This is a genomic window from Streptomyces sp. DH-12 (genome assembly GCF_002899455.1).
Taxonomy (GTDB): Bacteria; Actinomycetota; Actinomycetes; order Streptomycetales; family Streptomycetaceae; genus Streptomyces.
Window position 1 is genome coordinate 5,371,442 of sequence record NZ_PPFB01000001.1, and the last position, 21,860, is coordinate 5,393,301.

Genomic DNA, 21,860 nt, shown 5'->3' on the forward strand with positions numbered 1-21,860 from the left:
GGCGGCCCGGCGCCACCCTCCGGGCCGCCTCCCCAGCCGAGGAGTTGCCCCCGATGACGGCACTGCGCGCCTCCCGACGCCGGATCGAGCACTGGGATCCGGAGGACGAGGAGTTCTGGGAGCGCACCGGCAAGCACGTCGCACGACGCAACCTCGTCCTGTCCGTCCTCTCCGAGCACATCGGGTTCTCGATCTGGAGCATGTGGTCGGTCCTGGTGCTGTTCATGTCCCCGGCCATCGGCCTGGGATTCACCCCGAGCGAGAAGTTCCTGCTGGTGGTCACCCCCACCCTGGTGGGCGCGCTGCTGCGCCTGCCGTACAGCCACGCCGTGACCCGTTTCGGCGGGCGCGACTGGACCGTCTTCAGCTCGGCCCTGCTGTTCGTCCCGGCCCTGCTGGCGCTGTACTTCGTCCAGCGGCCCGGCACACCCCTGTGGGTGTTCCTGCTCGTCGCCGCGACCGCCGGCGTCGGCGGCGGCAACTTCGCCTCCTCGACCACCAACATCGCCCACTTCTTCCCCCGGCGTCACCAGGGCTGGGCGCTCGGCCTCAACGCCGGCGGCGGCAACCTGGGCGTCGCCGTCATCCAGCTCGTCGGCCTGCTGGTCATCGCCACCGCGGGCGACACCCACCCCGCCTACGTGATCGCCGCCTACCTGCCGCTGATCGCCCTGGCCGCGGTGCTCGCGGCGCTCGGCATGGACAACGTCGACACGGGCCCGGCCCCGGCGGGCGCGCTGCGCGAGGCGCTGGGCGACCCGCACACCTGGTGGATCTCGCTGCTGTACCTGGGCACGTTCGGCTCGTTCATCGGGTACGGCTTCGCCTTCGGGCTCGTGCTGCAGAACCAGTTCGGCTCGACACCGCTGGAGGCCGCCGGGCTCACCTTCCTCGGACCGCTGCTCGGCTCGCTGTCCCGCCCGCTGGGCGGCCGGCTCGCCGACCGCTGGGGAGGCGCCCGGGTCACCTTCTGGAACTTCCTCGCCATGGGCGCCGGCACCCTCCTGCTGCTGGCCGCCTCGGCGCACGACTCCCTCGCGCTGTTCGTCGCCGTCTTCACGGTGCTGTTCGTGCTCAGCGGGCTGGGCAACGGCTCCACGTACAAGCTGATCCCGGTCGTCTTCGCCGGGCAGGCGGAGGCCGCCGTCACCGCCGGCCACGACGCGACCGAGGCCTTCGCCCGGGCCCGCCGCCTGACCGGCGCGGTCATCGGCATCGCGGGTGCCGTCGGCGCGCTCGGCGGCGTCGTCGTCAACCTGGCCTTCCGGGCGTCCTACGGCAGCCGCGGCACGGGCGAGCCGGCCTTCTGGTGCTTCCTCGCCTTCTACGCGGTGTGCGTGGCCGTCACCCTGCTGGTCTACCTGCGCACCCCGCACGGCACCCCGGCGGGCGACGCGCGGCAGACGCGGCGGGCCGGACGGGGGGCCGCCGAGTCCTCGGAGGTCACCCGTGCCTGACAGCGCGCCGCGCACGAGCGTGGCCACGCACTGCCCGTACTGCGCCCTGCAGTGCGGCACCCGCCTCGGCCACGGCGCCTCGGGAACCGTGGTGGAACCCTCCGACTTCCCCGTCAACGACGGCAGCCTGTGCCAGAAGGGCTGGACCGCGCCCGCGGTGCTCGACGTCCCGGACCGGCTGCGCCGGCCATTGCTGCGGGGCCCGGACGGCCGTCTCGCCCCGGCCGACTGGGACACCGCCCTGGACACGGTCGCCGCGCGGCTGCGGCGCATCCGCGACGAGCACGGCCCGGACGCGCTCGCCGTGTTCGGCGGGGGCGGCCTCACCAACGAGAAGGCCTACCTGCTGGGCAAGTTCGCCCGGCTCGCCCTCGGCACCAGCCAGATCGACTACAACGGCCGGTTCTGCATGTCCTCGGCCGCCGCGGCCGGGAACGCCGCCTTCGGCCTGGACCGCGGGCTGCCGTTCCCCGTCGCCGACCTCGACGCGGCGGACACGATCCTGCTCGCCGGCGCCAACCCCGCCGAGACCATGCCTCCGCTGATGCGGCACCTGCGGAAGGCGGACCTGATCGTCATCGACCCGCGCCGCACCAAGACCGCCGAACGGGCCGCCCTGCACCTGCAACCGGCGCCCGGCACCGACCTCGCGCTGGCGCTGGGACTGCTGCACATCGCCGTGAGCGACGGCTGGTGCGACAAGGAATACGTCCAGGAACGGACCACCGGCTTCGACGCGGCCTGGCGGCGCGCCGTCACCTGGTGGCCCGAGCGCGTCGAACAGGTCACCGGCGTCCCCGTCGCCGAACAGCGCGCCGCCGTGGAACTGCTGGGCCGGGCGCGCCGGGCCTACGTGCTGACCGGACGGGGCGCCGAGCAGCACAGCAAGGGCGCCGACACCGTCGCGGCCTTCATCAATCTCGCCCTCGCCCTGGGCCTGCCCGGCGTCGCCGGCAGCGGCTACGGCTGCCTGACCGGGCAGGGCAACGGCCAGGGCGGCCGCGAGCACGGGCAGAAGGCCGACCAGCTCCCCGGCTACCGCATGATCACCGACCCGGAGGCACGGGCCCACGTCGCCCGGGTCTGGGGCACCACACCGGACGCCCTGCCCGGCCCCGGCCGCAGCGCCTGGGAACTGCTCGACGCGCTCGGCACCGAGGGCGGCCCGCGCGCCCTGCTGGTGTTCGGCTCCAACCCCCTGGTGTCCGCGCCCCACTCCGCCCACGTCGCCGACCGGCTGGCCGCCCTCGACCTGCTGGTGGTGGCCGACTTCGTGCCCTCGGAGACCGCGCGGACCGCCGACGTCGCCCTGCCGGTCGCGCAGTGGGCCGAGGAGGAGGGCAGCCTGACGAACCTGGAGGGCAGGGTGCTGCGCCGCCGCCGGCTGCTGCCCCCGCCGGAGGGCGTGCGCACCGACCTGGAGGTCCTGCACGGCCTCGCGGTCCGGCTCGGCGAACCGGCCCACCGCTACCCGACGGCGCCGCGCCAGGTCTTCGACGAACTGCGGCGTGCCTCCCGCGGCGGCACGGCCGACTACTCCGGCATCACCTACGAGCGGCTGGACGCGGGGGAGGCCCTGCACTGGCCCTGCCCCGAACGTCCCGGCGGGCAGCCGCACCCCGGCACGCCCCGCCTCTTCCTCGACGGCTTCGCCACCCCGGACGGCCGCGCCCGGTTCGCCGAGGTCGACCACCGCGACCCGGCCGAGACGCCCGACGCCGACCACCCCCTGTACGCCACCACCGGCCGGGTCCTCGCCCACTACCAGTCCGGCGCGCAGACCCGCCGCGTGCCCGAACTCAACGACGCCGTCCCCGAGCCGTACGTCGAGATCCACCCCGACACCGCCGAACGCGCGGGTCTGCGCGAGGGCGGCCTGGCCCGCGTCACCTCGGTCCGCGGCACCACGGTCGCGCGGGTCAGGCTGGTCGGCAGCATGCGCACGGACACGGTGTTCCTGCCGTTCCACCACCCCGGCTCCGGCCGGGCCAACCTGATCACCGGAACCGCCCTCGACCCCCGCAGCAAAATGCCCGAGTTCAAGGTCTGCGCCGTGCGGGTCGAACCCGGCTCCGGCGCACCGTGAGGCCGGCCATGACCGCCATCCACCACGTCCTCGTCGTCGGCCACGGACCCGCGGCGCACCGGCTCGTCGAGCGGCTGCGGGCGCACGGACACCGCGGCCCGGTCACCGTCCTCGGCGCGGAGCCGCGGCCGGCCTACAACCGGGCGCTGCTCACCTCCGTCCTCGACGGCACCCTCACCGCCGGGGACCTGGAACTGCCCGCCCCACCCGACGGCGTGCGCGTCAGGCCCGGCGTCACCGCCACCGCCGTCGACCGCGCCCGCCGCCTGGTGCGCACCGACACCGGCGAGACCCTCGGCTACGACCGGCTGGTGCTCGCCACCGGCGCCCGGCCGAGGATCCCGCAGCTGCCCGGCGTGCTCACCGCGGACGGCCGGCTCACCGAGGGCGCCACCGCCCTGCGCACCGCCGACGACGCCGAACAGCTCGCGGACGGGCCCGTGGTGGTGCTCGGCGGCGGCGTGCTCGGCATCGAGACCACCCTCGCGCTGCTGCGCGCCGGCCGCGACGTCACCCTCGTGCACCCCGGGCCGCACCCCATGCACGACCGGCTCGACGACACGGCCGGCGCCCTGCTCGCGAGCCGGCTGCGCTCCGCCGGCGCCCGCCTGCGTACGGGGCGCGCCGCCGTGGAGTACCGGCCCGGCAAGCTGGTCCTCGACGACGGCGAGGTCCTGCGGGCCGACGCGCTCGCGCTGTGCACCGGAGTCGAACCCGAGACCGCGCTCGCCCGGCGTGCCGGACTGGCCGTCCGCACGGGCGTCGTCGTCGACCGGCACCTGCGCACCGCCGATCCGCGCGTCCACGCCCTGGGCGACTGCGCCGAGTTCGGCGGCGAGGTGTCCGGACGCGTCGGCACCGCCTGGGAACAGGCGGAGAGCCTCGCCCGGATCCTCGCCGGTCACGACACGCACCACCGCGCCGGCCGGCCCGTGCTGCGGCTGAGGGCGCCCGGCCTCGACCTGGCCTGCCTCGGTCCGCCCGACCCGCCGGGCGCCACCCGGCACATCACGCTGTCCGACCCGGCCCGGGGCCGCCACGCCGCGCTCGCCCTCGACGGGGACCGCGTCGCGGGCGCGGTCCTCATCGGCCTGCCGCGCGCCACCGCCGCGCTCACCCAGCTGTACGCGCGCGAACTGCCGGTGCCGTCCGACCGGTTCGCTCTCCTGCTGGGCACCGAGGCCGGCGCACACCCCGCCCGCGTCGAACTGCCGGACGCGGCGGTGCTCTGCCACTGCAACCACGTCACCAAGGCCGACCTGCTGCGCGCCTGGCGGGCCGGCGCCCACGACCTGACGGGGATCGCCGCCGCGACCCGCGCCACCACCGGCTGCGGCGGCTGCGCGGACGACGTGCGCACGGTCCTCGCGTCGGCGGCCGGAGCGACCGGAACACCGTCGGCCGGAGCGACCGGAACACCGTCGGCCGGAGCGTCGTCGACCGCAGCGCCGGCGACCGGAGCATCGGCGACCGGAGGGAACAGCGACCCATGACCCGCACCCCGCGCACCCTGGTGGTCGTCGGGCACGGCATGACCGGCCACCGCCTCGTCGAGCACCTGAGGGCCCAGGACCGGCACGGCACCTGGCGTGCCGTCGTCCTGGCCGAGGAGCCCCGCCCCGCCTACAACCGGGTCGCCCTGTCGTCCTACCTGGAGGGCAGGAGCGCCGCCGACCTCACCCTCGCGGACCGCGCCTTCCTCACCGACCCCCTGGTGGAGCTGCACACGGCCACCCCGGTGACCGGCATCGACCGGCGGGCCCGCACGGTCACCACCGCCGACGGCGCCGTCAGACGCTACGACGCCCTCGTACTGGCCACCGGGTCCCGGCCGTTCGTGCCGCCCGTCCCGGGGCGCGACCTGCCCGGCTGCTTCGTCTACCGCACCTTCGACGACCTCGACGCCCTCCGCGACACGGCACGCGAGGGCCTCCCCGGTGTCGTGGTCGGCGGGGGCCTGCTCGGCCTGGAGGCCGCCAACGCGCTGCGGCTGCTCGGCGTTCGCCCCCACGTCGTGGAACTCGCGCCGCGCCTGATGCCGGTGCAGCTCGACGACGGGGGAGCACACGTGCTCACCCGGCTCGTCACCGGTCTCGGACTGCGGGTGCACTGCGGCACCGCCGTCCGCGAGATCCACCCGGCCGCCGACGGCCGGGTCGGCGGGGTCACCCTCACCGACGGCACCGCGCTCGACGCCCGGCTGGTGGTGTTCTCCGCGGGCGTGCGCCCCCGCGACGAACTGGCCGGACCCGCCGGGCTCGCCACGGGCGGACGCGGCGGCTTCCTCGTCGACGACCTGTGCCGCACCGAGGACCCGCACATCTGGGCCGTCGGCGAGTGCGCGGCCGTCCGGGGCCGCACCTACGGGCTGGTCGCCCCCGGCTACCGGATGGCCGAACTCGTCGCCGACCGGCTGCTCGACCGCCCCACGACCCCCTTCGCCGACCCCGACACGGCCGCCAAGCTCAAACTCCTCGGCGTCGACGTGGCCAGCTTCGGCGACGCCCACGCCGAGACCGAGGGCGCCGTGGAGTACGTCCTGCGCGACGACACGGCCGGCACCTACGCCAAGCTCGTCCTCGACCCCGAGGGGCGGGTCCTGCGCGGCGGTGTGCTCGCCGGCGACGCCACCGCCTACCGCACCCTGCGCGCCCTGACCGGCAGCGAACTGACCGCCCCGCCCGACCGGCTGCTGTCCGCGCCGGGCCCCGGCGGCCCGCCGCCCCCGCACCGTGCGGCGGACGCGGCCTGACTTGACGGAGTAGTGACCGGCGGTTGGCGGCCGGCCCGGCACCGGGGCGACGATCACTGTGGCCCCATGGTGCGCGCGCGCCGCCCCCGACAACGCCGAGGCGGAAATGAGGTTCACCCGATGCCCAGTCGCACAGTGGTCGTCCGGACGACGGCGGGACGAGTGGCCGGAGAGCGGACCGACGGACTGACCGTCTTCCGGGGCGTGCCCTACGCGGCCCCGCCGGTGGGTCCGCTGCGGTTCTCCTCGCCCCGGCCGCCCGAGCCGTGGCAGGGCGTGCGGGACGCCACCGCCTTCGCGGCCCCCTCCCTGCAGGGCGACTACCTGCCCGACAGCAGCGAGGACAGCCTCTACGCCAACGTGTGGACCCCGGACGTGGCGGGCCGTCTGCCGGTCCTCGTCTACATCCACGGCGGCGGCTGGATGCTCGGCGCGGGCAGCGAACCCGACTACGACGGCGCCCGCACCGCCGTCCACGGCCGCATGGTCGTCGTCAACTTCAACTACCGCCTCGGCGTGTTCGGCTGGGGCCTGCACGAGGACCTCACCGACCCGCGTACGGGATCCTGCGCGAACTGGGGTTTGCAGGACCAGGCCGCGCTGGTGCGCTGGGTCCGCGACAACGCCGCCGCGTTCGGCGGCGACCCGGACAACATCACCGTCTGCGGCACCTCGGCGGGCGGCTCCAGCACCTGGCAGCTCGCTCTGCTGCCCGAACTGCGGGGCGTCATCAAGAGGATCGTCCCGATCAGCGTCAAGCACGTGTGGGAACCGGCCAGTTCCACCACCCCCGAGGAGTCCCGCCGGGTCTACGAGCACCTGGCCCGCCGCTTCGGCACCACCGTGCCCGGCCTGCGCGAAGTGCCGGCCGCCGACCTGCGGGACGCCTTCGACGAGGTGTACGCGGGCAGCCCCACCGAGCGGTTCGTGCAGGGCGGGCGCGAGTACCGGGGGCCGGTCGTCGACGGGCGGTGGATGCGCGGCTACGACCACGCACTGCCCACGCCCGGCATCCCCATGATGCCGATCTACTGCCGCACCGAGGGCTCCTTCTTCACCACCGGCCCCGGCTACCCCTACCAGGGTCCCCACCCGGCCGACGAGGCAGGACTGCGCGCCGCCGTCCGCGAGGTCCTCGAGAAGGGCGCCGTCAAGGTCACCGACGAGCAGGTGGACGATTGCGTCGCCCACTACCGGCGGGCGTCCGAGGCGGAGGGCCTGCCCCGGGACCCGGTGTCGGTGTGGACACAGGTGTGGGGCGACGGGCTGTTCCGCTACCAGATCGTGCGGCTGGCCGAACGGCACGCCCGCGAACGCGACCCCGCCGCCTCGTCGCAGTACCTGATGGAGTTCTCCCACCCGCTCAGGCCGCCGTACGCCGGCACCACCCCGCACGAGGCCGTCGCGAAGTTCCTCTTCGGCACGTTCGCGCTGCCGGTCAACGCACCTTTCTACGGGGACGGACCGCTGGAGCGGCGGATCTCGGACACGCTGATCGACCTGGTGGCGGCCTTCGCCCGCGGCGAACCGCCGAGCAGCGAACACGCCTCCGCCTGGCCGGTGTTCACCCCGGACCGTCCCAGCGTGATGGTCCTCGGCGGCGAGCGGGTGGCCCGGATCGGCACGGTGTCGGCCCAGGCCCATCTGGCGTACTGGGACCGCGCCGGCTGGGTGCCGCGGCCCTGAACACCCCCGGCCATACACCACGACAGCAACGAAAGGACTGGGACTTCGATGTGCGGACTCGCAGGCTGGGTCGCCTACGACCACGATCTGTCGGCACACGGCGGGACGGCGTCGGCCATGACGGAGACGCTCGCGTGCCGGGGCCCCGACGACCGCGGCGTGTGGATCTCGCCCCACGCGATCCTCGGGCACCGCCGGCTCTCCATCATCGACCTGGAGGGCGGCCGTCAGCCCATGCACGTCACCGGCGAGGGCGACGGCCTCCCCGTCCTCGTCTACACCGGCGAGGTGTACAACTACCGCGAGCTGAAGGACGAACTCGTCGGCCTCGGCCATGACTTCCGCACCTCCAGCGACACGGAGGTGGTCCTGCACGCGTACCTGGAGTGGGGCGAGCACTTCGCCGAACGCCTCAACGGCATGTACGCCCTCGCCCTGTGGGACCCGCGCACCGAGGAACTCCTCCTCGTCCGCGACCGCATGGGCGTCAAGCCCCTCTTCTACTACCCCACGCCCGACGGGGTGCTCTTCGGCTCCGAGGCCAAGGCCATTCTGGCGCACCCCGACGCCGAGGCGGTCGTCGACCGCGAGGGCCTGGCGGAGATCTTCGCCATCATCAACACCCCCGGCCACGCCGTCTTCAAGGGCATGCACGAGGTGGTGCCCGGCACCGTCGTGCGCTTCCACCGCGGCGGCCACACCACCCGCACCTACTGGCAGTTGGAGGCCCGTCCGCACACCGACGACCTCGACACCACCATCACGCGGATCCGCGAACTCCTCGAGGACATCGTCGAACGCCAGCTCGTGGCCGACGTCAAGGTGGGCACCCTGCTCTCCGGCGGCCTCGACTCCAGCGCCATCACCGCGCTCGCCGCGAAGGTCTTCCGCGACCAGGGCAAGCAGGAGCGCATCAAGGCCTTCTCCATCGACTTCAAGAACAACGAGGAGAACTTCCGCGGCAACGGCATCTGGATGGACCCCGACACGCCGTACGCGATCGACGTCGCCCGGCAGTCCGGGGCCGAGCACGTCATCGTCGAGCTGGAGAACCACCACGTCCTCGACGAGGACGTGCGCATGCGGGTGCTGCGCGCCCAGGACCTGCCCATCTCCACCGGCGACATGGAGCACTCCCTCTACCACCTGTGCAAGGCCCTCAAGGAGCAGGTGACGGTCGCCCTGTCCGGCGAGACCGCGGACGAACTCTTCGGCGGCTACAACTGGTTCTTCGACAAGGAGGCCGTCGAGGGCGACACCTTCCCCTGGTACGACGCCTGGCGCCGGCTCGGCGGCCTGGACACCATGAAGGAGATCGGCCTCTGGGACCGGCTCGGCCTCGACGAGTACGTCGCCAAGCGGTACGCCGAGGCGCTCACCGAAGTCCCGCGCCTGGAGGGCGAGTCCGCCGACGAGGCGCGGATGCGGGAGCTGTCGTACCTCAACATCAGCCGCTGGGAGAACTTCCTGCTGGACCGCAAGGACCGCATCAGCATGGCCGCGAGCCTGGAGGTGCGGGTGCCGTTCACGGACCACCGGCTGGTGGAGTACGTCTTCAACGTGCCGTGGGCCATGAAGACCTTCGACGGCCGTGAGAAGAGCCTGCTGCGCGCCGCAGCGAGCCACGTCCTGCCCGAGTCGGTGCTGGAGCGCAAGAAGAGCCCCTACCCGTCCACCCAGGACGTGGAGTACGTACGGGCCCTGCGCGCCAAGGTCGAGGCCCTGCTGGACGGTTCCCCCGTGCTCGACCTCGTGCCGGCCGAGGGCATCCGCAAGCTCCTGGACAAGCCCGTCGAGTCCTACGCCGGTCTCGGCGGCCTGTGGGGCATGCGGGCCGTGATGGAGCGCCTGGTCGAGTTCGACGCGTGGGTGAAGGAGTACGACGTCCGCGTGGAGTGGTGACGCTCCCACCGGCGCGGCGTGCGGCGCGCGGCACCCGGACGGGCCGCGCGCCGCACCGCCGTGCGATCCGACCCACCTCTCGCACCGGCGGAAGGACGCTCATGGACACTTCAGGCCTGCCCCTCGTGGTCGACGACTCCCCGGAGTGGGGCAGCGAACGGCTCGACCTCGACGCCTATCTCGCCCGCATCGGCTACCGGGGGCCGCGCGAGACCTCCCTCGCGGCGCTCCGCGCCCTGCACCGCGCCCATCGGGACTCCGTCTGCTTCGAGAACGTCGACATCGCCCTGGGGCGCACGGTCTCCCTCGACATCGACGCCGTCCAGCGCAAGATCGTCCAGGCGGGCCGCGGAGGATACTGCTACGAGACGAACCTGCTGTTCGCCGCCGCGCTGGACCGCTTCGGCTTCCCCGTCACGCGGCTCCTGGTCCGCATCCGCGAGGGCAGTGGCAAGCGCCGGTTCCGCTCCCACACGGCCCTGCTGGTGCGGGCGGACGACACCGTGTGGCTGGCCGACCCCGGCTACGGCTACGCCGCGCTCGTCGAACCCATCGCCCTGCGACCCGAAGCGGAGAGCACCGTCGCTGGCTGGTCGTGGCGGCTGACGACCGAGGACGGCCACTGGCTCCTGCAGTACCGGCGGCCCGAGGGCTGGTTCGACATCTACGCCTTCCGCGCCGAACCCCAGTACGCAGTCGACTTCCAGGCCGCCCACTACGTCAGCTCCACCCGCCCCGGCTCGCCCTTCGTCGGGCAGCTCGTGGTGCAGAGGGCCGGCGACGAGGAACGGTACCGGCTCAAGAACAACGAGTTCATGACCGAGTACCGCAGCGGCGAGCAGCGCCTGCGCCTCCTGCGCCCGCACGAGACCGTGGACGCCGTGCGCACCGTGTTCGGGCTGCCGCTCACCGCGGAGGAGGAACGGCTGCTGCACGGCTTCCTCGCCGCCCGGCGGTGACGGGCGCGCCACCGCACGAGAGCTCCCCGCCTTCCGGGCGGGGAGCTCTCGTACAAGGGCTTCAGGCCTTCACCTCCCGCGGGGCCGGCGCCGCCGGCACGGCCTCCACGCCCCCCTCCGGGGTGCGCCCGCCGGTGCCGACGACCACCCGGGCGACCTCCGTGCGGAGCGGACGGCGTGCCGCGGCCGGCGCACGCCGCCGCCGGTGCGGATCACCCGCCGGCAGCGGCCGGCCGGGGCCCCGGCCGCACCGCCGCGCCGCCGCACCGGCGTCGGCGTCGAGGAAGACCACCGGCAGTCCGGACGGCAGCGCCCGGGTCCGCGGATCGAGGACCGCCCCGCCGCCCGGCGCGAGCACGCCGTCGTGCCCGGCCGGGGCCCGGGCCACCGCCCGCGCCTCGGTCGCCGGAAGGCGGGCTCGCCGTCGTCGGCGAAGACCTGGGCGATGGTCCGGCCCCGCTCGGCGGCAACGTCCCCGTCGGCGTCCCGGCAGGCGGCGCCGGGCCGCTCGGCCGGCAGTCGCCCGACGGTGGACCCGCCCCCGCCCATCGGGCCGGCCGGCACGGCCGGCGGCCCGCTCATCGGACGGTGAGGTGCTCGAGGTACGAGGTGACGTTGCGGCGGGTCTCGGTGACGCTGTCGCCGCCGAACTTCTCCGCCACCGCGTCCGCCAGCACCAGCGCGACCATCGCCTCGGCCACGATCCCGGCCGCCGGGACCGCGCACACGTCCGAGCGCTGGTGGTGCGCCTGGGCGGCCTCGCCCGTGGAGACGTCCACCGTCCGCAGCGCCCGGGGCACGGTCGCGATCGGCTTCATCGCGGCCCGCACCCGCAGCAGCTCACCGGTGGACAGACCGCCCTCGGTGCCGCCGGAGCGGCCCGAGGCCCGTCTGACGCCCTCGGGCGTGTTGACGATCTCGTCGTGCGCCTCGGAACCCGGCACCCGCGCCAGCTCGAAGCCGTCTCCCACCTCGACGCCCTTGACGGCCTGGATGCCCATGAGGGCGCCGGCCAGCCGGGCGTCGAGCCTGCGGTCCCAGTGGACGTGGGAGCCGAGGCCCACGGGCACGCCGTAGGCCAGGACCTCGACCACGCCGCCGAGGGTGTCGCCGTCCTTGTGCGCCTGGTCGACCTCGGCGACCATCGCCTTCGACGTGTCGGCGTCCAGGCAGCGCAGCGGGTCGGCGTCGAGCCGCTCGACGTCGGCGGGAGTGGGGTACACGCCCTGCGGCGCCTTGACGGAGCACAGTTCGACCACGTGGGAGACGATCTCGACGCCGGCCGTCTCCTTCAGGTACGAGCGGGCCACCGCGCCGAGCGCCACCCGGGCGGCGGTCTCCCGGGCGGAGGCGCGCTCCAGGACCGGCCGGGCCTCGTCGAAACCGTACTTCTGCATGCCGGCCAGGTCGGCGTGGCCGGGACGCGGGCGGGTGAGCGGGGCGTTGCGGGCCAGTCCCCGGAGGATGCCGGGGTCGACCGGGTCGGCCGCCATGACCTGCTCCCACTTGGGCCACTCGGTGTTGCCCACCATGATCGCGACCGGGGAGCCCAGGGTCAGTCCGTGCCGGACGCCGCCCAGGAACGTGACCTCGTCCCGCTCGAACTTCATCCGGGCACCGCGACCGTGGCCGAGCCGCCGCCTCGCCAGGTGGTCCGCCACCATGTCCGTGGTGATCGGCACGCCGGCGGGAAGACCCTCCAGCGTCGCCACGAGTGCGGGACCGTGGGACTCACCCGCGGTCAGCCAGCGCAACCTGCTCAACGGTGCCGCGCTCCTTTCCCGTCGCGTGGGGGAGAACCTCCTTGACGAGGTCGCCGATGATGCGCACGCCGTCCTGGGTGAGCACCGACTCGGCGTGGAACTGCATCGACGCGAAGTGCGGGCCGCGCAGCGCGTGCACCTCACCGGTGTCGGGATCGCGGCTGACCTCCACCACGCCCACCCCCTCGCACTCGGCCTTGTCCTCCTCGGCGCGGGCGGCGAACGTGTTGTAGAACCCGACCCGTTCCCGGGATCCGAACAGGTCGATCTCCCGCTGCACGCCCTGGTTGGGCACCGCCCGGCGCACCAGCGGGAAACCGAGCAGCGTGCACAGCGTCTGGTGACTGAGGCAGACGGCGAGGAACGGGCGCCGCTCGTCGAGCAGGGTGCGCACCGTGGCACGCAGGTGCGCGATCTTCGGGTGCCCGACGTCACGCGGATCGCCCGGACCGGGCCCCATCACCACGAGGTCGTAGCCGTCCGTGGAGTAGGGCTCGTCGAAGCGCCGGACCGTCACCCGCAGTCCCAGGGAGCGCAGTTGGTGGTCGAGCATGGACGTGAACGTGTCCTCGGCGTCCACGACCAGCACGCGGCGTCCGCTCAGCTCCGGACCGGGCCGCGCCCCGGAGCCGTGACCGGCCAGCCAGAAGCCGGCGAGAGTGGCGTTGCGCCGCTCCAGCGCCGACCGGACCTGCGGATGGTCCGCGAAGCGGGCCGGCCCGTGGCCCTCGACGGCCGCGAGCAGACCCGCCGCCTTCGCCGCGGTCTCGGCGACCTCGCTCTCCGGGTCGGAGTGCCGTACGAGCGTGGCGCCGACGCCGATCCGCAGCCGGCCGGTGGCGTCGATGTCGGCGGTACGGATCAGGATGGAGGAGTCCAGGGCCCGCCCGCCGTGCTCGTCACGGCCGATCAGCGCGACGACACCGCTGTAGTAGCCGCGCCCCTCGGGTTCGTACCGGTTGATGACCCGGCAGGCGTTCTCCAGCGGGCTGCCGGTGACGGTCGGGGCGAAGAGCGTCTCGCGCAGGATGTCGCGCGGATCGCGCGTGCTGTGCCCCTCGATGAAGTACTCGGTGTGGGCGAGGCGGGCCATCTCCTTGAGGTACGGCCCGACCACCCGGCCGCCCTCCTCGCAGATCCGGGCCATCATCTTCAGTTCCTCGTCCACGACCATGTACAGCTCGTCGGCCTCCTTGCGGTCGGCGAGGAAGTCGAGCACCTCCGGCAGCGCCGGGCCCGTGGACGGGTAGCGGTAGGTGCCGCTGATCGGGTTCATCACCGCCAGGCCCTCGCGCAGGCTGACGTGCCGCTCGGGAGTGGCGCCGACGAGCGTGCGCGAGCCGGTGTGCACCAGGAACGTCCAGTAGGCGCCGCTCTCGCGTTGCAGCAGGCGCCGGAAGACCGCCAGCGCGTGCCGCGGGGTGTAGCCGGTGATGTCGGCGGTGTAGGTGCGCTTGATGACGAAGTTGGCGCCCTCCCCGGTGCCGATCTCGTCCTTGACGACCCGGCGGACGGTGGCGGCGTACTCCTCGTCCGGGACGTCGAAGCGGCCGCCGGACAGCTCCACGGGCAGGTCGGGGATCCGGGTCAGCACCTCGGTGACGAGCACGGCGGCCTGACCGGTGACGGTCATGGCCAGCAGCGGCGTGCCGTCGTCGGGGCAGTCGAATCCGCGCTCGGCGATCTGCCGGTAGGGCACGAGGGCCAGGACCTCGTGGCGGGGACCGCCGGATGTCTCCGCGGCGTCAGGCAGGGGCAGTTCGGCGAGGGTGCGCGGCTCGGCCGCCTCGCCGACGACGACGTCCAGCACGCCCGGACCCGTCGTCTCGGGGCGGTGCAGCAGGGCGTACGCGGCCGGTGGCCGGTCGCCCAGGATCCGGCCGAGCAGGTCGCCGCTCGCGGTGCCGGTCATGCCAGGACCTCCTTGGTGGTGACGACGACGGCGCAGCGCTGCGCCGCGTACTCCAGGGCCAGCCGGTGGTGGTGCTCGGAGAAGTCGGCCACGGCGTCGGCCACCAGGAACGGCTGGATGTCGTGGGTGAACGCCTCGACGGCGGTCATCAGCACGCCGACGTGGGCGTACACGCCGCACAGCACCAGTTGGTCCCGGCCGGCGGCGCGCATCCGCCGCAGCAGGTCGGAGCGGAAGAAGGCGCTGTAACGCCACTTGGTGAGCTGCCAGTCGCCGGGGGCCGGGGCCAGTTCGTCGACGACCTGCCGGTCGGCGGGGGCGGTGCGCATGCCCGGGCCCCAGAAGTCCTTCAGCAGGCCCCGCTGTTCGTCGGTCATGCCGCCGGGCTGCGCCGTGTACGCCACCGGCACGCCGAGCCCGGCGCAGTGCTCGCGCACCTGCCGCGCGTTGCCCACGAGTTCCTCCCGCAGGCCGTCGGGCAGGGGCCGCAGGAAATAGCGCTGCATGTCGTGCACCAGCAGGACGGCGCGGTCCGGGTCGACGGACCACTGAGCCACGTTGGCGGGCACGTCGCCGGCCGTCGGCATCGGGTAGGGGGTGATCTCGGGTATACCTGCCATGAGTTGCTCTCCTGGTCGCCTCAGGTCGGTGGGGGGCGGGGCTCAGGCGCCGAGCGCGGCGCCGCCGTCGACGGTGAGTTCGTGCAGGGTGATGTGGGAGGCCTCGTCGGACAGCAGGAAGGCGACGGCGTCGGCGACGTCCGAGGGACGGGCCACCTTGCCCAGCGGGATGCCGACCCGGAACGCGTCCAGCCGCCCCTCGATCGTGTGCTTCGGGCCGGACTCGTCGTGCCACATGGAGGTGAGCATCGGGGTGCTGGTGGAGCCCGGCGCCACCACGTTGCAGCGGATGCCGTCCCGGGCGACCTCCAGGCCCAGGCTCTTGGTGAACATGGTCGCCGCCGCCTTGGACGCGGCGTAGGCGGCCATCTGCACCCGCGGGGTGGCGGCGGCGTTGGACGCCACGGTGACGATCGCGCCCCGCCGGCGCGGCAGCATGCGGTTGACGACGGCCCGCGACATCAGGAAGACGCCGGTGGCGTTGACGGCGAACGTCGTCGTCCAGTCCTCGTCGGTGAGGTTGCGCACGGTGCCCAGGCGCAGCACGCCGGCCCCGTTGACCAGGTACTCCAGCGGGCCGAGGCGCTCCTCGGCCGTGCGGACCACGGCGTCGACGTCGGCGGCGCTGGTGACGTCGGCGGGCAGGGCCCGCGCCTCCAGGCCGTCCGCGCGCAGCTTGTCCACCACCTGCCGCAGCCGGTCGGCGTCGCGGTCCACGGCTCCCACCACCGCGCCGCGTTCGCCGAGGGCGCGGGCCACCGCCTCGCCGATGCCGCCCGCCGCCCCGGTGACGAGTGCGACCTTTCCGTCCATTGTCAGGACCTCCTCATCTGCGTGTCTGCCCGACGGCCGTGCCGCGTGCCGGCCGGGGTGGGTGTCGGAGCCGTCAGCCGAGCCAGGCCGAGGCCACGGCGACGGCCTGGCCCGGGTTGAGGCGCGGATCGCAGTAGGACGTGTACTTGTCCGCGACGTGCTCGACGCAGGCGTCGTTGGGGACGCACTCGGTGACGTCGTCCGGCGTGGTCTCCAGGTGCAGCCCGCCGATGATGCCGCCCTCGGAGCGGACGGCCTCCTGGAACTCCTGGATCTCCCGCTCGATCGTCTCCAGGTAGCGGGTCTTGAGGCCGCCCGGCAGGGCGACGGTGTTGCCGTGCATGGCGTCGGTCAGCCAGATCACCGGGTGCCCGGCATCGCGGGCCGCGGCGACGAGCCCCGGCAACCGGTCGCCGACCGTGGACGCTCCCATCCGGGCGATGAGGGTCAGGCGGCCCTTCTCCCGGTCGGGGTCGAGCCGTTCGCACAACCCGAGGAGCTCGTCGGCCGTCACCTTGGGCCCGATCTTGCAGGCGACCGGGTTGGCGACCCGGGACAGCAGGGCGACGTGCGCGCCGTCGAGCTGACGGGTGCGCTCGCCGATCCAGGGCCAGTGCGTGGAGGTGAGGACGAGCCGGCCCCGGTCGTCCCGGCGGACCATGGGGAGTTCGTAGTCCAGGATCAGCGCCTCGTGGCTGGTCCACACCGGCGGCTCGACGGCGTGCCGCGGTCCGGCGTCCTGCCAGCCGAGCTGGGTCATGATCTCGCGGGCCGCCTGGTAGCAGTCCAGCATGCGGCCGGGCTCCGGGCGCCGGCTCTCCGGGTCGGGCTCCGGGCCGTTGACCATGTGGCCCCGGTAGGACGGCAGTTCCACACCGCCGACCAGTTCGGTCGGGCTGGAGCGGGGCTTGCCGAACTGGCCCGCGATCCGGCCCACACGGATCACCGGCTTGTGCGTGATCATCTTCAGCGCGCCGGCCAGCAGGTCCAGCACCGCGGCCTTCCGGGCGACATAGCCGGGCGTGCACTCGGCGGGGTCCTCGGCGCAGTCGCCGGACTGGACGACCAGGGCCTCGCCCGAGGCGACCCGGGCCAGCAGTGAACGCAGCGTGTCGACGTCCGCCGCGTCGACGAGGGCGGGCCGGTGGGCCAGGGTGTCCGTGACCTGCCGCACCCGCGCCGCGTCACCCCACTCGGGCTGCTGCCTGGCCGGTTTGTCCTTGATGTCGAGCAGGGCGTCGTCCACTGGTGTCTCCTTTGGCGAAGGGCGTGACTGCGGCGCGCCATCGCCGGGGCGGGAGAACCCCGTGACGCGCGGCCGTGCGGGTCTCGGACGTGGGCCGGCGGGGCCGGGCGCACCGGGGTGTGCCGGGGCCGCCGGTCATCGGACAAGCCGCACGAGCGGCGCCGCCGCGGGCCGTGCGGGTGGTGCCCGTCCGCGCGTCGGGGCGCGACGACCGCCGCTTTGTTCGGCACGCGGAATAGCTCCGGTGATAGCTCCGCTCATGCGATAGGTGGCGGGAACGCCGCGGCTGGGAATTGCTCGCTTTGCGGCGGACCCGGACGCCGGGGCACGCAATGGGTGCTGCCCCGTAAATGCGTTACCGGCCCGGAGGCGGTGCTTTCCGCTTCACCCGGTCCCGGTGCCGGGCCGGGGGACCGGAACGGCCGCCACGGGGCCGCGCGCGGCCCGGCCCGGATTCGAAAGACCGTTCGAGCGTCGCCCTCCGGGGAGGCCGTGACGGGGCGCCGACAGAGAAAACAGGCCGTTCTCCCAGGTGGCGAGCCCCCGGTGCCGGTCGGCGTCCGAATTGCGGACCAGACCCGTGCAGGGCCGTCGAGGACGGCGATGTGGGTCGTGCATGCGGTGCTCCTCGGCGGACGGAGTGGTCGTGCCGGACCTCGGGCCGGCTGTTCGCCCCGATCCTGTATCGAAAGCGAAGGCAGGCCCAATGGCGATCGACGGACTTCGTCAAATAGCCGCTACTTCATCAAGTCGATGTCGGAACCACTTTGCGCCAATGTGGCATGACACCCGTAGTTCATCGCGGGTGCATGCGAATAACCTGACGCCGATGCTTGAACTCTCCATGGACTAGCAAGGAGTGACGATCCGCCATGTCGGACCGGCTGAGGCAACCGGGCGTGCTGGAGCTGGACGAACTGGTCGCGGAGGGCGTCTCGCCCTGGCTGGACGGACTCACCCGCGGTCACCTCGCCTCCGGATGCCTGACCCGGCTCATCGCGCGCACCGGCGTCCGGGGCGCCACGTCCGACCCGGCCGCGCTGGCAGCGGCGGTCGAGAGCGACGACGCCTACCGCGAACAACTCGCGGGCCTGGCCTCCGACGACATCTGCGCCGCCGACGCGGTACGTGCGGTGGCGGCGTACGACGTCCGCTGGGCCTGTGACGAACTCCGCCCGGTGTACCAGGCCACACGCGGCCTGGACGGCCTGGTGTCGATGGACCTGGACCCGCACCTCGCCCGCGACGTCGAGTCGGCCGTGGCGGAGGCGGAGCAAGCGCTGCGCGCGGTGAACCGGCCCAACGCGATGGTCAAGCTGCCGGCCACCACGGAGGGGATCGCCGCGATCAGGGAGTGCGTCGGTGCGGGCTTCCCCGTCCACGTCACCGCGGTCTTCTCGGCCTCGCGCTATCGCGAGGCCCTCGACGCCTATGTGGAGGGCCTCCAGCGCGCGCTGGCCGACGGCCGGCGACTCTCGGCACCGGTCTCGGTCGTCTCGCTGCCCGTGGGCCTGTTGGACGCCGAGGTGGACGCGCGGCTGGAGGACCTGGGCACCCCCGACGCCCTGGCGCTGCGCGGCGAAGCCGCTGTGGCACGCGCCCGCCACTTCTACCGGATGTACGACGACTGGTTCGGCGGCGCCGACTGGCGGGCCCTGGCCGCCGCGGGAGGCCATCCGCAACGGCTGATGTGGACGGCCACGACCGTGACCGAGCCCTCGTCGTCCCTCACCCGCTACGTCGAGCAGCTCGTCACCTGGGGCACGATCACCTTGATGACCCTGCCCACCCTGGAGGCGGCCGCCCGACGGCTCGACATGTGCGGCGACACGTTGATGGGTCGTCACGGCGCGGCTCTCGAGGTCTGGAGACGGCTGGAGGGCCTCGGCATCGACGGCGAAGAGGTCGCCAGGAAGCTGGAGGCCGAGAGCGTCGAAGGGCTGGCGGCCGCGTGGCGCGACCTGTACGCGGCAGTGGACGCGGGGCGGCACACGGCTCACCGGACCTGACCGGGCCGGGGGCCGGGTGCGGAGTCGCCGGCCTGTCCGGCTCCCGACTCCCGGACCGCTCGGGCGGCAGGAGCGGAGGGGGCGCCTCCGGCTGTCTCTGCGCGACCCGGGCCGGTCCGGTGCCGCTCTCCTCCTCCTCCGGGAGAGCCCCCGTCCCCCTCCGCGAGAATCCCCGTGTGCCCCCGCTCACGCACACCGGCGCGAACGGCCGTCACCGAAGCTTCACGAGCGGCGGCAGTCCTTCACCTTCGCGCCCTCCTCGTCACGGCGACCAGGGGAGAAACGCCCCTGGCATAGGCGCAGTTGGCCAAAAAACGATGCCTCGCGTGAGTGAGGCGGGCGCTGAGAAGCGCCCTGTGGAACAGATGTGACGGGCCGTTAGGTCTCGGCGGGGACGCGTTGTCGCACTCCGGCCCGGCTCGTCCGGCGTCGTCGGGACTACCACAGCGGAACGCACGAGCGATGAGTTCACGACGAACTCATTTCGCTGACGAGCTGTTCAGCAAGCGGGGCTTCCGCGCGCATCCGGGTGATTAGCATGAGCCGTACGTGGTCGGAAGATCGCCTTCTCCTGGCCGATCCCTTCCCCGGCCCGCGGCCGTCATCGCACGGCCGCCCCCTTCCCCTGCTCTCACCGACCGAGGGACCGCTCCATGCCAGTGCCTGCCTCTCCCAGCCAGCACCCACCGGCGGGGGCGCCGCGCACCTCGTTCGCCGCACGGGCGGCCGTGCTGGTGGTGACCGCCGCCGCCGGAGGCGCGGCGCTCGCCCTGGCACCGTCCGGCGCCACCTCGTGGGCCCTGGCCGTGGTGCTGGCCGGATGGGCGTGCGTGGCCGTCACCGTCCTCGTCGACCACCGCTTCGTCCAGCGGGCCCGCTCCACCGCCGCCGAGCGGGAGTCGGAGATCAGCCGCCTGCGCGCCGAGGCGGCCCGGCGGTCCGCGGAGATCTCCCACCTGGCCGGAGTCACCCTGCCCGCCGTGGCCGAACGGCTGCGCGAGGGAACGAGCGCCGCCGACGTGCTGGCCGCCGTGCCCCCGCCGTCCGACCCGCAGCTCTCCCGCATCACCCACACCTTCGCCGCCACCGTCGAGGAGGACGTGCGGCGCGTGTTCACCCTCGAGGACGAGTACCGCGCGGTCCGCGACGAACTCGACCGGACCGCGGCCGAACACGACCGGTTCGTACGGGAGACGATGCCGGCCGCGGTCGCCCGGCTCCGCGAGGGCCGCTCCGCCGACACCGTGCTCGCCGAGACCGACCTGCCGCAGCTCCCCGCCCTGCGCGCCCCGGCGGAATCGTTCATCCGTGAACTCGCCTACAGCGAGCGGCGCGCCGCCGCCGCCCAGGCCGCCTCCGCCAAGGCGCTCAGCCGCGTCCAGGCGAAGGCCGTCCAGATGCTCGCCGACCTGCGCGAGATGCAGGAACGGCACGGCGAGGAGGTCTTCGGCGACCTGCTGAAGCTGGACCACAGCACCTCCCAGCTCGGCCTGATGACCGACCGGCTGGCGCTGCTCATGGGCGGCCGGTCCAGCCGCGCCTGGAACAAGCCGATCGTGATGGAGAGCATCCTGCGCGGCGCCGCCGGCCGCATCGCCGCCTACCAGCGGGTGCGTCTGCACTGCTCCACCCGTACCGCGGTCGCCGGTTTCGCCGCCGAGGGCGTCATGCACCTGCTCGCCGAACTGATGGACAACGCGGCGAACTTCTCCCCGCCCATCGACGAGGTGCACGTCTACGTCGAGGACCGCAGCGCCGGCATCGTCGTCACCATCGAGGACAGCGGCCTGAAGATGGCTGCCGCGGCGATGCGGCGCGCCGAGGAGGCCGTCACCGGCCGCGTCACCGACCTCGCCTCGCTCCAGGGCACCCGGCTCGGCCTCGCCGTGGTCGGCCGGCTCGCCGCGAAGTACGGCATCAGCGTCAACTACCGGCCGTCCTCCCGCGGCGGCACCGGCGTCGTCGTCCTGCTGCCGCTGAACCTGCTCGCCCAGCAGCGCGAGCCCGCGCCGCACGAGACGGCCGGCCGGGGCGAGGCGCTGGCCGGCCGCGGCGGAGCGGCCCGGGGCGTGCCCGTCCCGTCCCCGTCGACGTCCGGCTCGGCCTCGCTGCCCGCCCGCGGCTCCCACGACGCGGACGCCCTGCCCACCCGTGGTTCCCGGGGCGACGCGGACGCCCTGCCCGCCCGCGGCTCCCACGACGACCATGACAACGCTGCCGAGGCCCGCCCCGCGGCCGCCGCGCTGCCCGCCGCCCCGGAGCCGGCCTCCTGGCCCGAGCGCCCGGCCGCCCGCACCGAGCGGTCCGACCTGCCCTCGGTACCCGGCCAGGGACGGCACCGGCAGCCCGAGAGCACCACCCTGAACGGCCTCCCGGTCCGCGCCCCCGGCCGCACCATGGCCGAGGCGGAACGCGAGCGCGAGCAGCGCCAGTCGGCGGCCGCCCGCTCCGACGACACGGGGTCGGCACGACGCGGCGCGCGCGACGCCGGTTCACGGTTCGGCGCCTTCCACCGCGGCGCCCGGCAGTCCGGCGCCGGCGCCGCCGGCACGTCAGGAAACGGCATCACCGGCGCGTCCGGCAGCGGCAACACCGGCACGTCCGGAACCGACGCCGGTTCCCAGCCGCCCGCGGCTCCCTAGTCCCACCCCTCCC

At 74.0% G+C, this 21,860-nt stretch carries 14 protein-coding genes and 1 pseudogene; 9 read left to right on the forward strand and 6 right to left on the reverse strand.

Annotated features, from left to right (window positions below; all coding sequences use genetic code 11):
• Positions 1–53 precede the first annotated feature (53 nt).
• The 7 genes from C1708_RS23100 (at position 54) to C1708_RS23130 (ending at position 10,842) form a co-directional block, all read left to right on the forward strand.
• Complete coding sequence (locus C1708_RS23100; RefSeq protein ID WP_106414464.1) at positions 54–1,457, forward strand: nitrate/nitrite transporter; 1,404 nt, start codon at positions 54–56, stop codon at positions 1,455–1,457.
• A complete protein-coding gene (locus tag C1708_RS23105; protein WP_106414465.1) occupies positions 1,450–3,543 on the forward strand; it encodes a molybdopterin oxidoreductase family protein in 2,094 nt (697 codons plus the stop codon). Before C1708_RS23100 ends, C1708_RS23105 begins: the two co-directional genes overlap by 8 nt.
• Positions 3,544–3,551: 8 nt before the next feature.
• Entirely contained in the window at positions 3,552–5,036 is a 1,485-nt protein-coding gene (locus C1708_RS23110; RefSeq protein WP_198602573.1) for an FAD-dependent oxidoreductase, read from the forward strand.
• Positions 5,033–6,295, forward strand: coding sequence for an FAD-dependent oxidoreductase (locus C1708_RS23115; protein ID WP_106414466.1), 1,263 nt, complete (start codon positions 5,033–5,035; stop codon positions 6,293–6,295). The genes C1708_RS23110 and C1708_RS23115 overlap by 4 nt, the downstream gene beginning before the upstream one ends.
• Before the next feature lie 120 nt (positions 6,296–6,415).
• Entirely contained in the window at positions 6,416–7,981 is a 1,566-nt protein-coding gene (locus C1708_RS23120; protein ID WP_241911320.1) for a carboxylesterase/lipase family protein, read from the forward strand.
• Positions 7,982–8,029: 48 nt separating this feature from the next.
• Positions 8,030–9,883 carry an asparagine synthase (glutamine-hydrolyzing) gene (asnB, locus tag C1708_RS23125; protein ID WP_106414468.1) on the forward strand — a complete coding sequence of 618 codons (1,854 nt, stop codon included), beginning with the start codon at positions 8,030–8,032 and terminating at the stop codon, positions 9,881–9,883.
• Positions 9,884–9,984: 101 nt separating this feature from the next.
• Positions 9,985–10,842: an arylamine N-acetyltransferase family protein gene (locus C1708_RS23130; RefSeq protein WP_106414469.1), complete on the forward strand. Its 858-nt coding sequence runs from the start codon at positions 9,985–9,987 to the stop codon at positions 10,840–10,842.
• 61 nt (positions 10,843–10,903) lie between these two features.
• Here the strand turns inward: C1708_RS23130 and C1708_RS23135 are convergent.
• The 6 genes and pseudogenes from C1708_RS23135 to C1708_RS23160 form a co-directional block, all read right to left on the reverse strand.
• Positions 10,904–11,424: pseudogene (locus tag C1708_RS23135) on the reverse strand (shikimate kinase).
• Positions 11,421–12,605, reverse strand: coding sequence for a chorismate synthase (gene aroC, locus C1708_RS23140; RefSeq protein ID WP_106414470.1), 1,185 nt, complete (start codon positions 12,603–12,605; stop codon positions 11,421–11,423). Before aroC ends, C1708_RS23135 begins: the two are co-directional and overlap by 4 nt.
• The gene (locus C1708_RS23145; protein WP_106414471.1) at positions 12,574–14,517 is read right to left on the reverse strand and encodes an anthranilate synthase family protein; all 1,944 of its coding nucleotides are present in this window, start codon (positions 14,515–14,517) and stop codon (positions 12,574–12,576) included. Before C1708_RS23145 ends, aroC begins: the two co-directional genes overlap by 32 nt.
• The gene (locus tag C1708_RS23150; protein WP_106414472.1) at positions 14,514–15,137 is read right to left on the reverse strand and encodes an isochorismatase family protein; all 624 of its coding nucleotides are present in this window, start codon (positions 15,135–15,137) and stop codon (positions 14,514–14,516) included. The genes C1708_RS23145 and C1708_RS23150 overlap by 4 nt, the downstream gene beginning before the upstream one ends.
• A 42-nt stretch (positions 15,138–15,179) precedes the next feature.
• Positions 15,180–15,950, reverse strand: coding sequence for a 2,3-dihydro-2,3-dihydroxybenzoate dehydrogenase (locus C1708_RS23155; protein ID WP_106414473.1), 771 nt, complete (start codon positions 15,948–15,950; stop codon positions 15,180–15,182).
• Between the two features lie 73 nt (positions 15,951–16,023).
• Positions 16,024–17,196, reverse strand: a complete 1,173-nt coding sequence (locus C1708_RS23160) for a 3-deoxy-7-phosphoheptulonate synthase (RefSeq protein WP_106414474.1) — start codon at positions 17,194–17,196, stop codon at positions 16,024–16,026.
• An 872-nt stretch (positions 17,197–18,068) separates the two neighbouring features.
• On the opposite strand from C1708_RS23160, the gene tal reads away from it, so the two are divergent.
• A complete protein-coding gene (gene tal, locus C1708_RS23165; RefSeq protein ID WP_106414475.1) occupies positions 18,069–19,205 on the forward strand; it encodes a transaldolase in 1,137 nt (378 codons plus the stop codon).
• A 653-nt stretch (positions 19,206–19,858) separates the two neighbouring features.
• A complete protein-coding gene (locus tag C1708_RS23170) occupies positions 19,859–21,847 on the forward strand; it encodes an ATP-binding protein (protein ID WP_106414476.1) in 1,989 nt (662 codons plus the stop codon).
• Positions 21,848–21,860 lie beyond the last annotated feature (13 nt).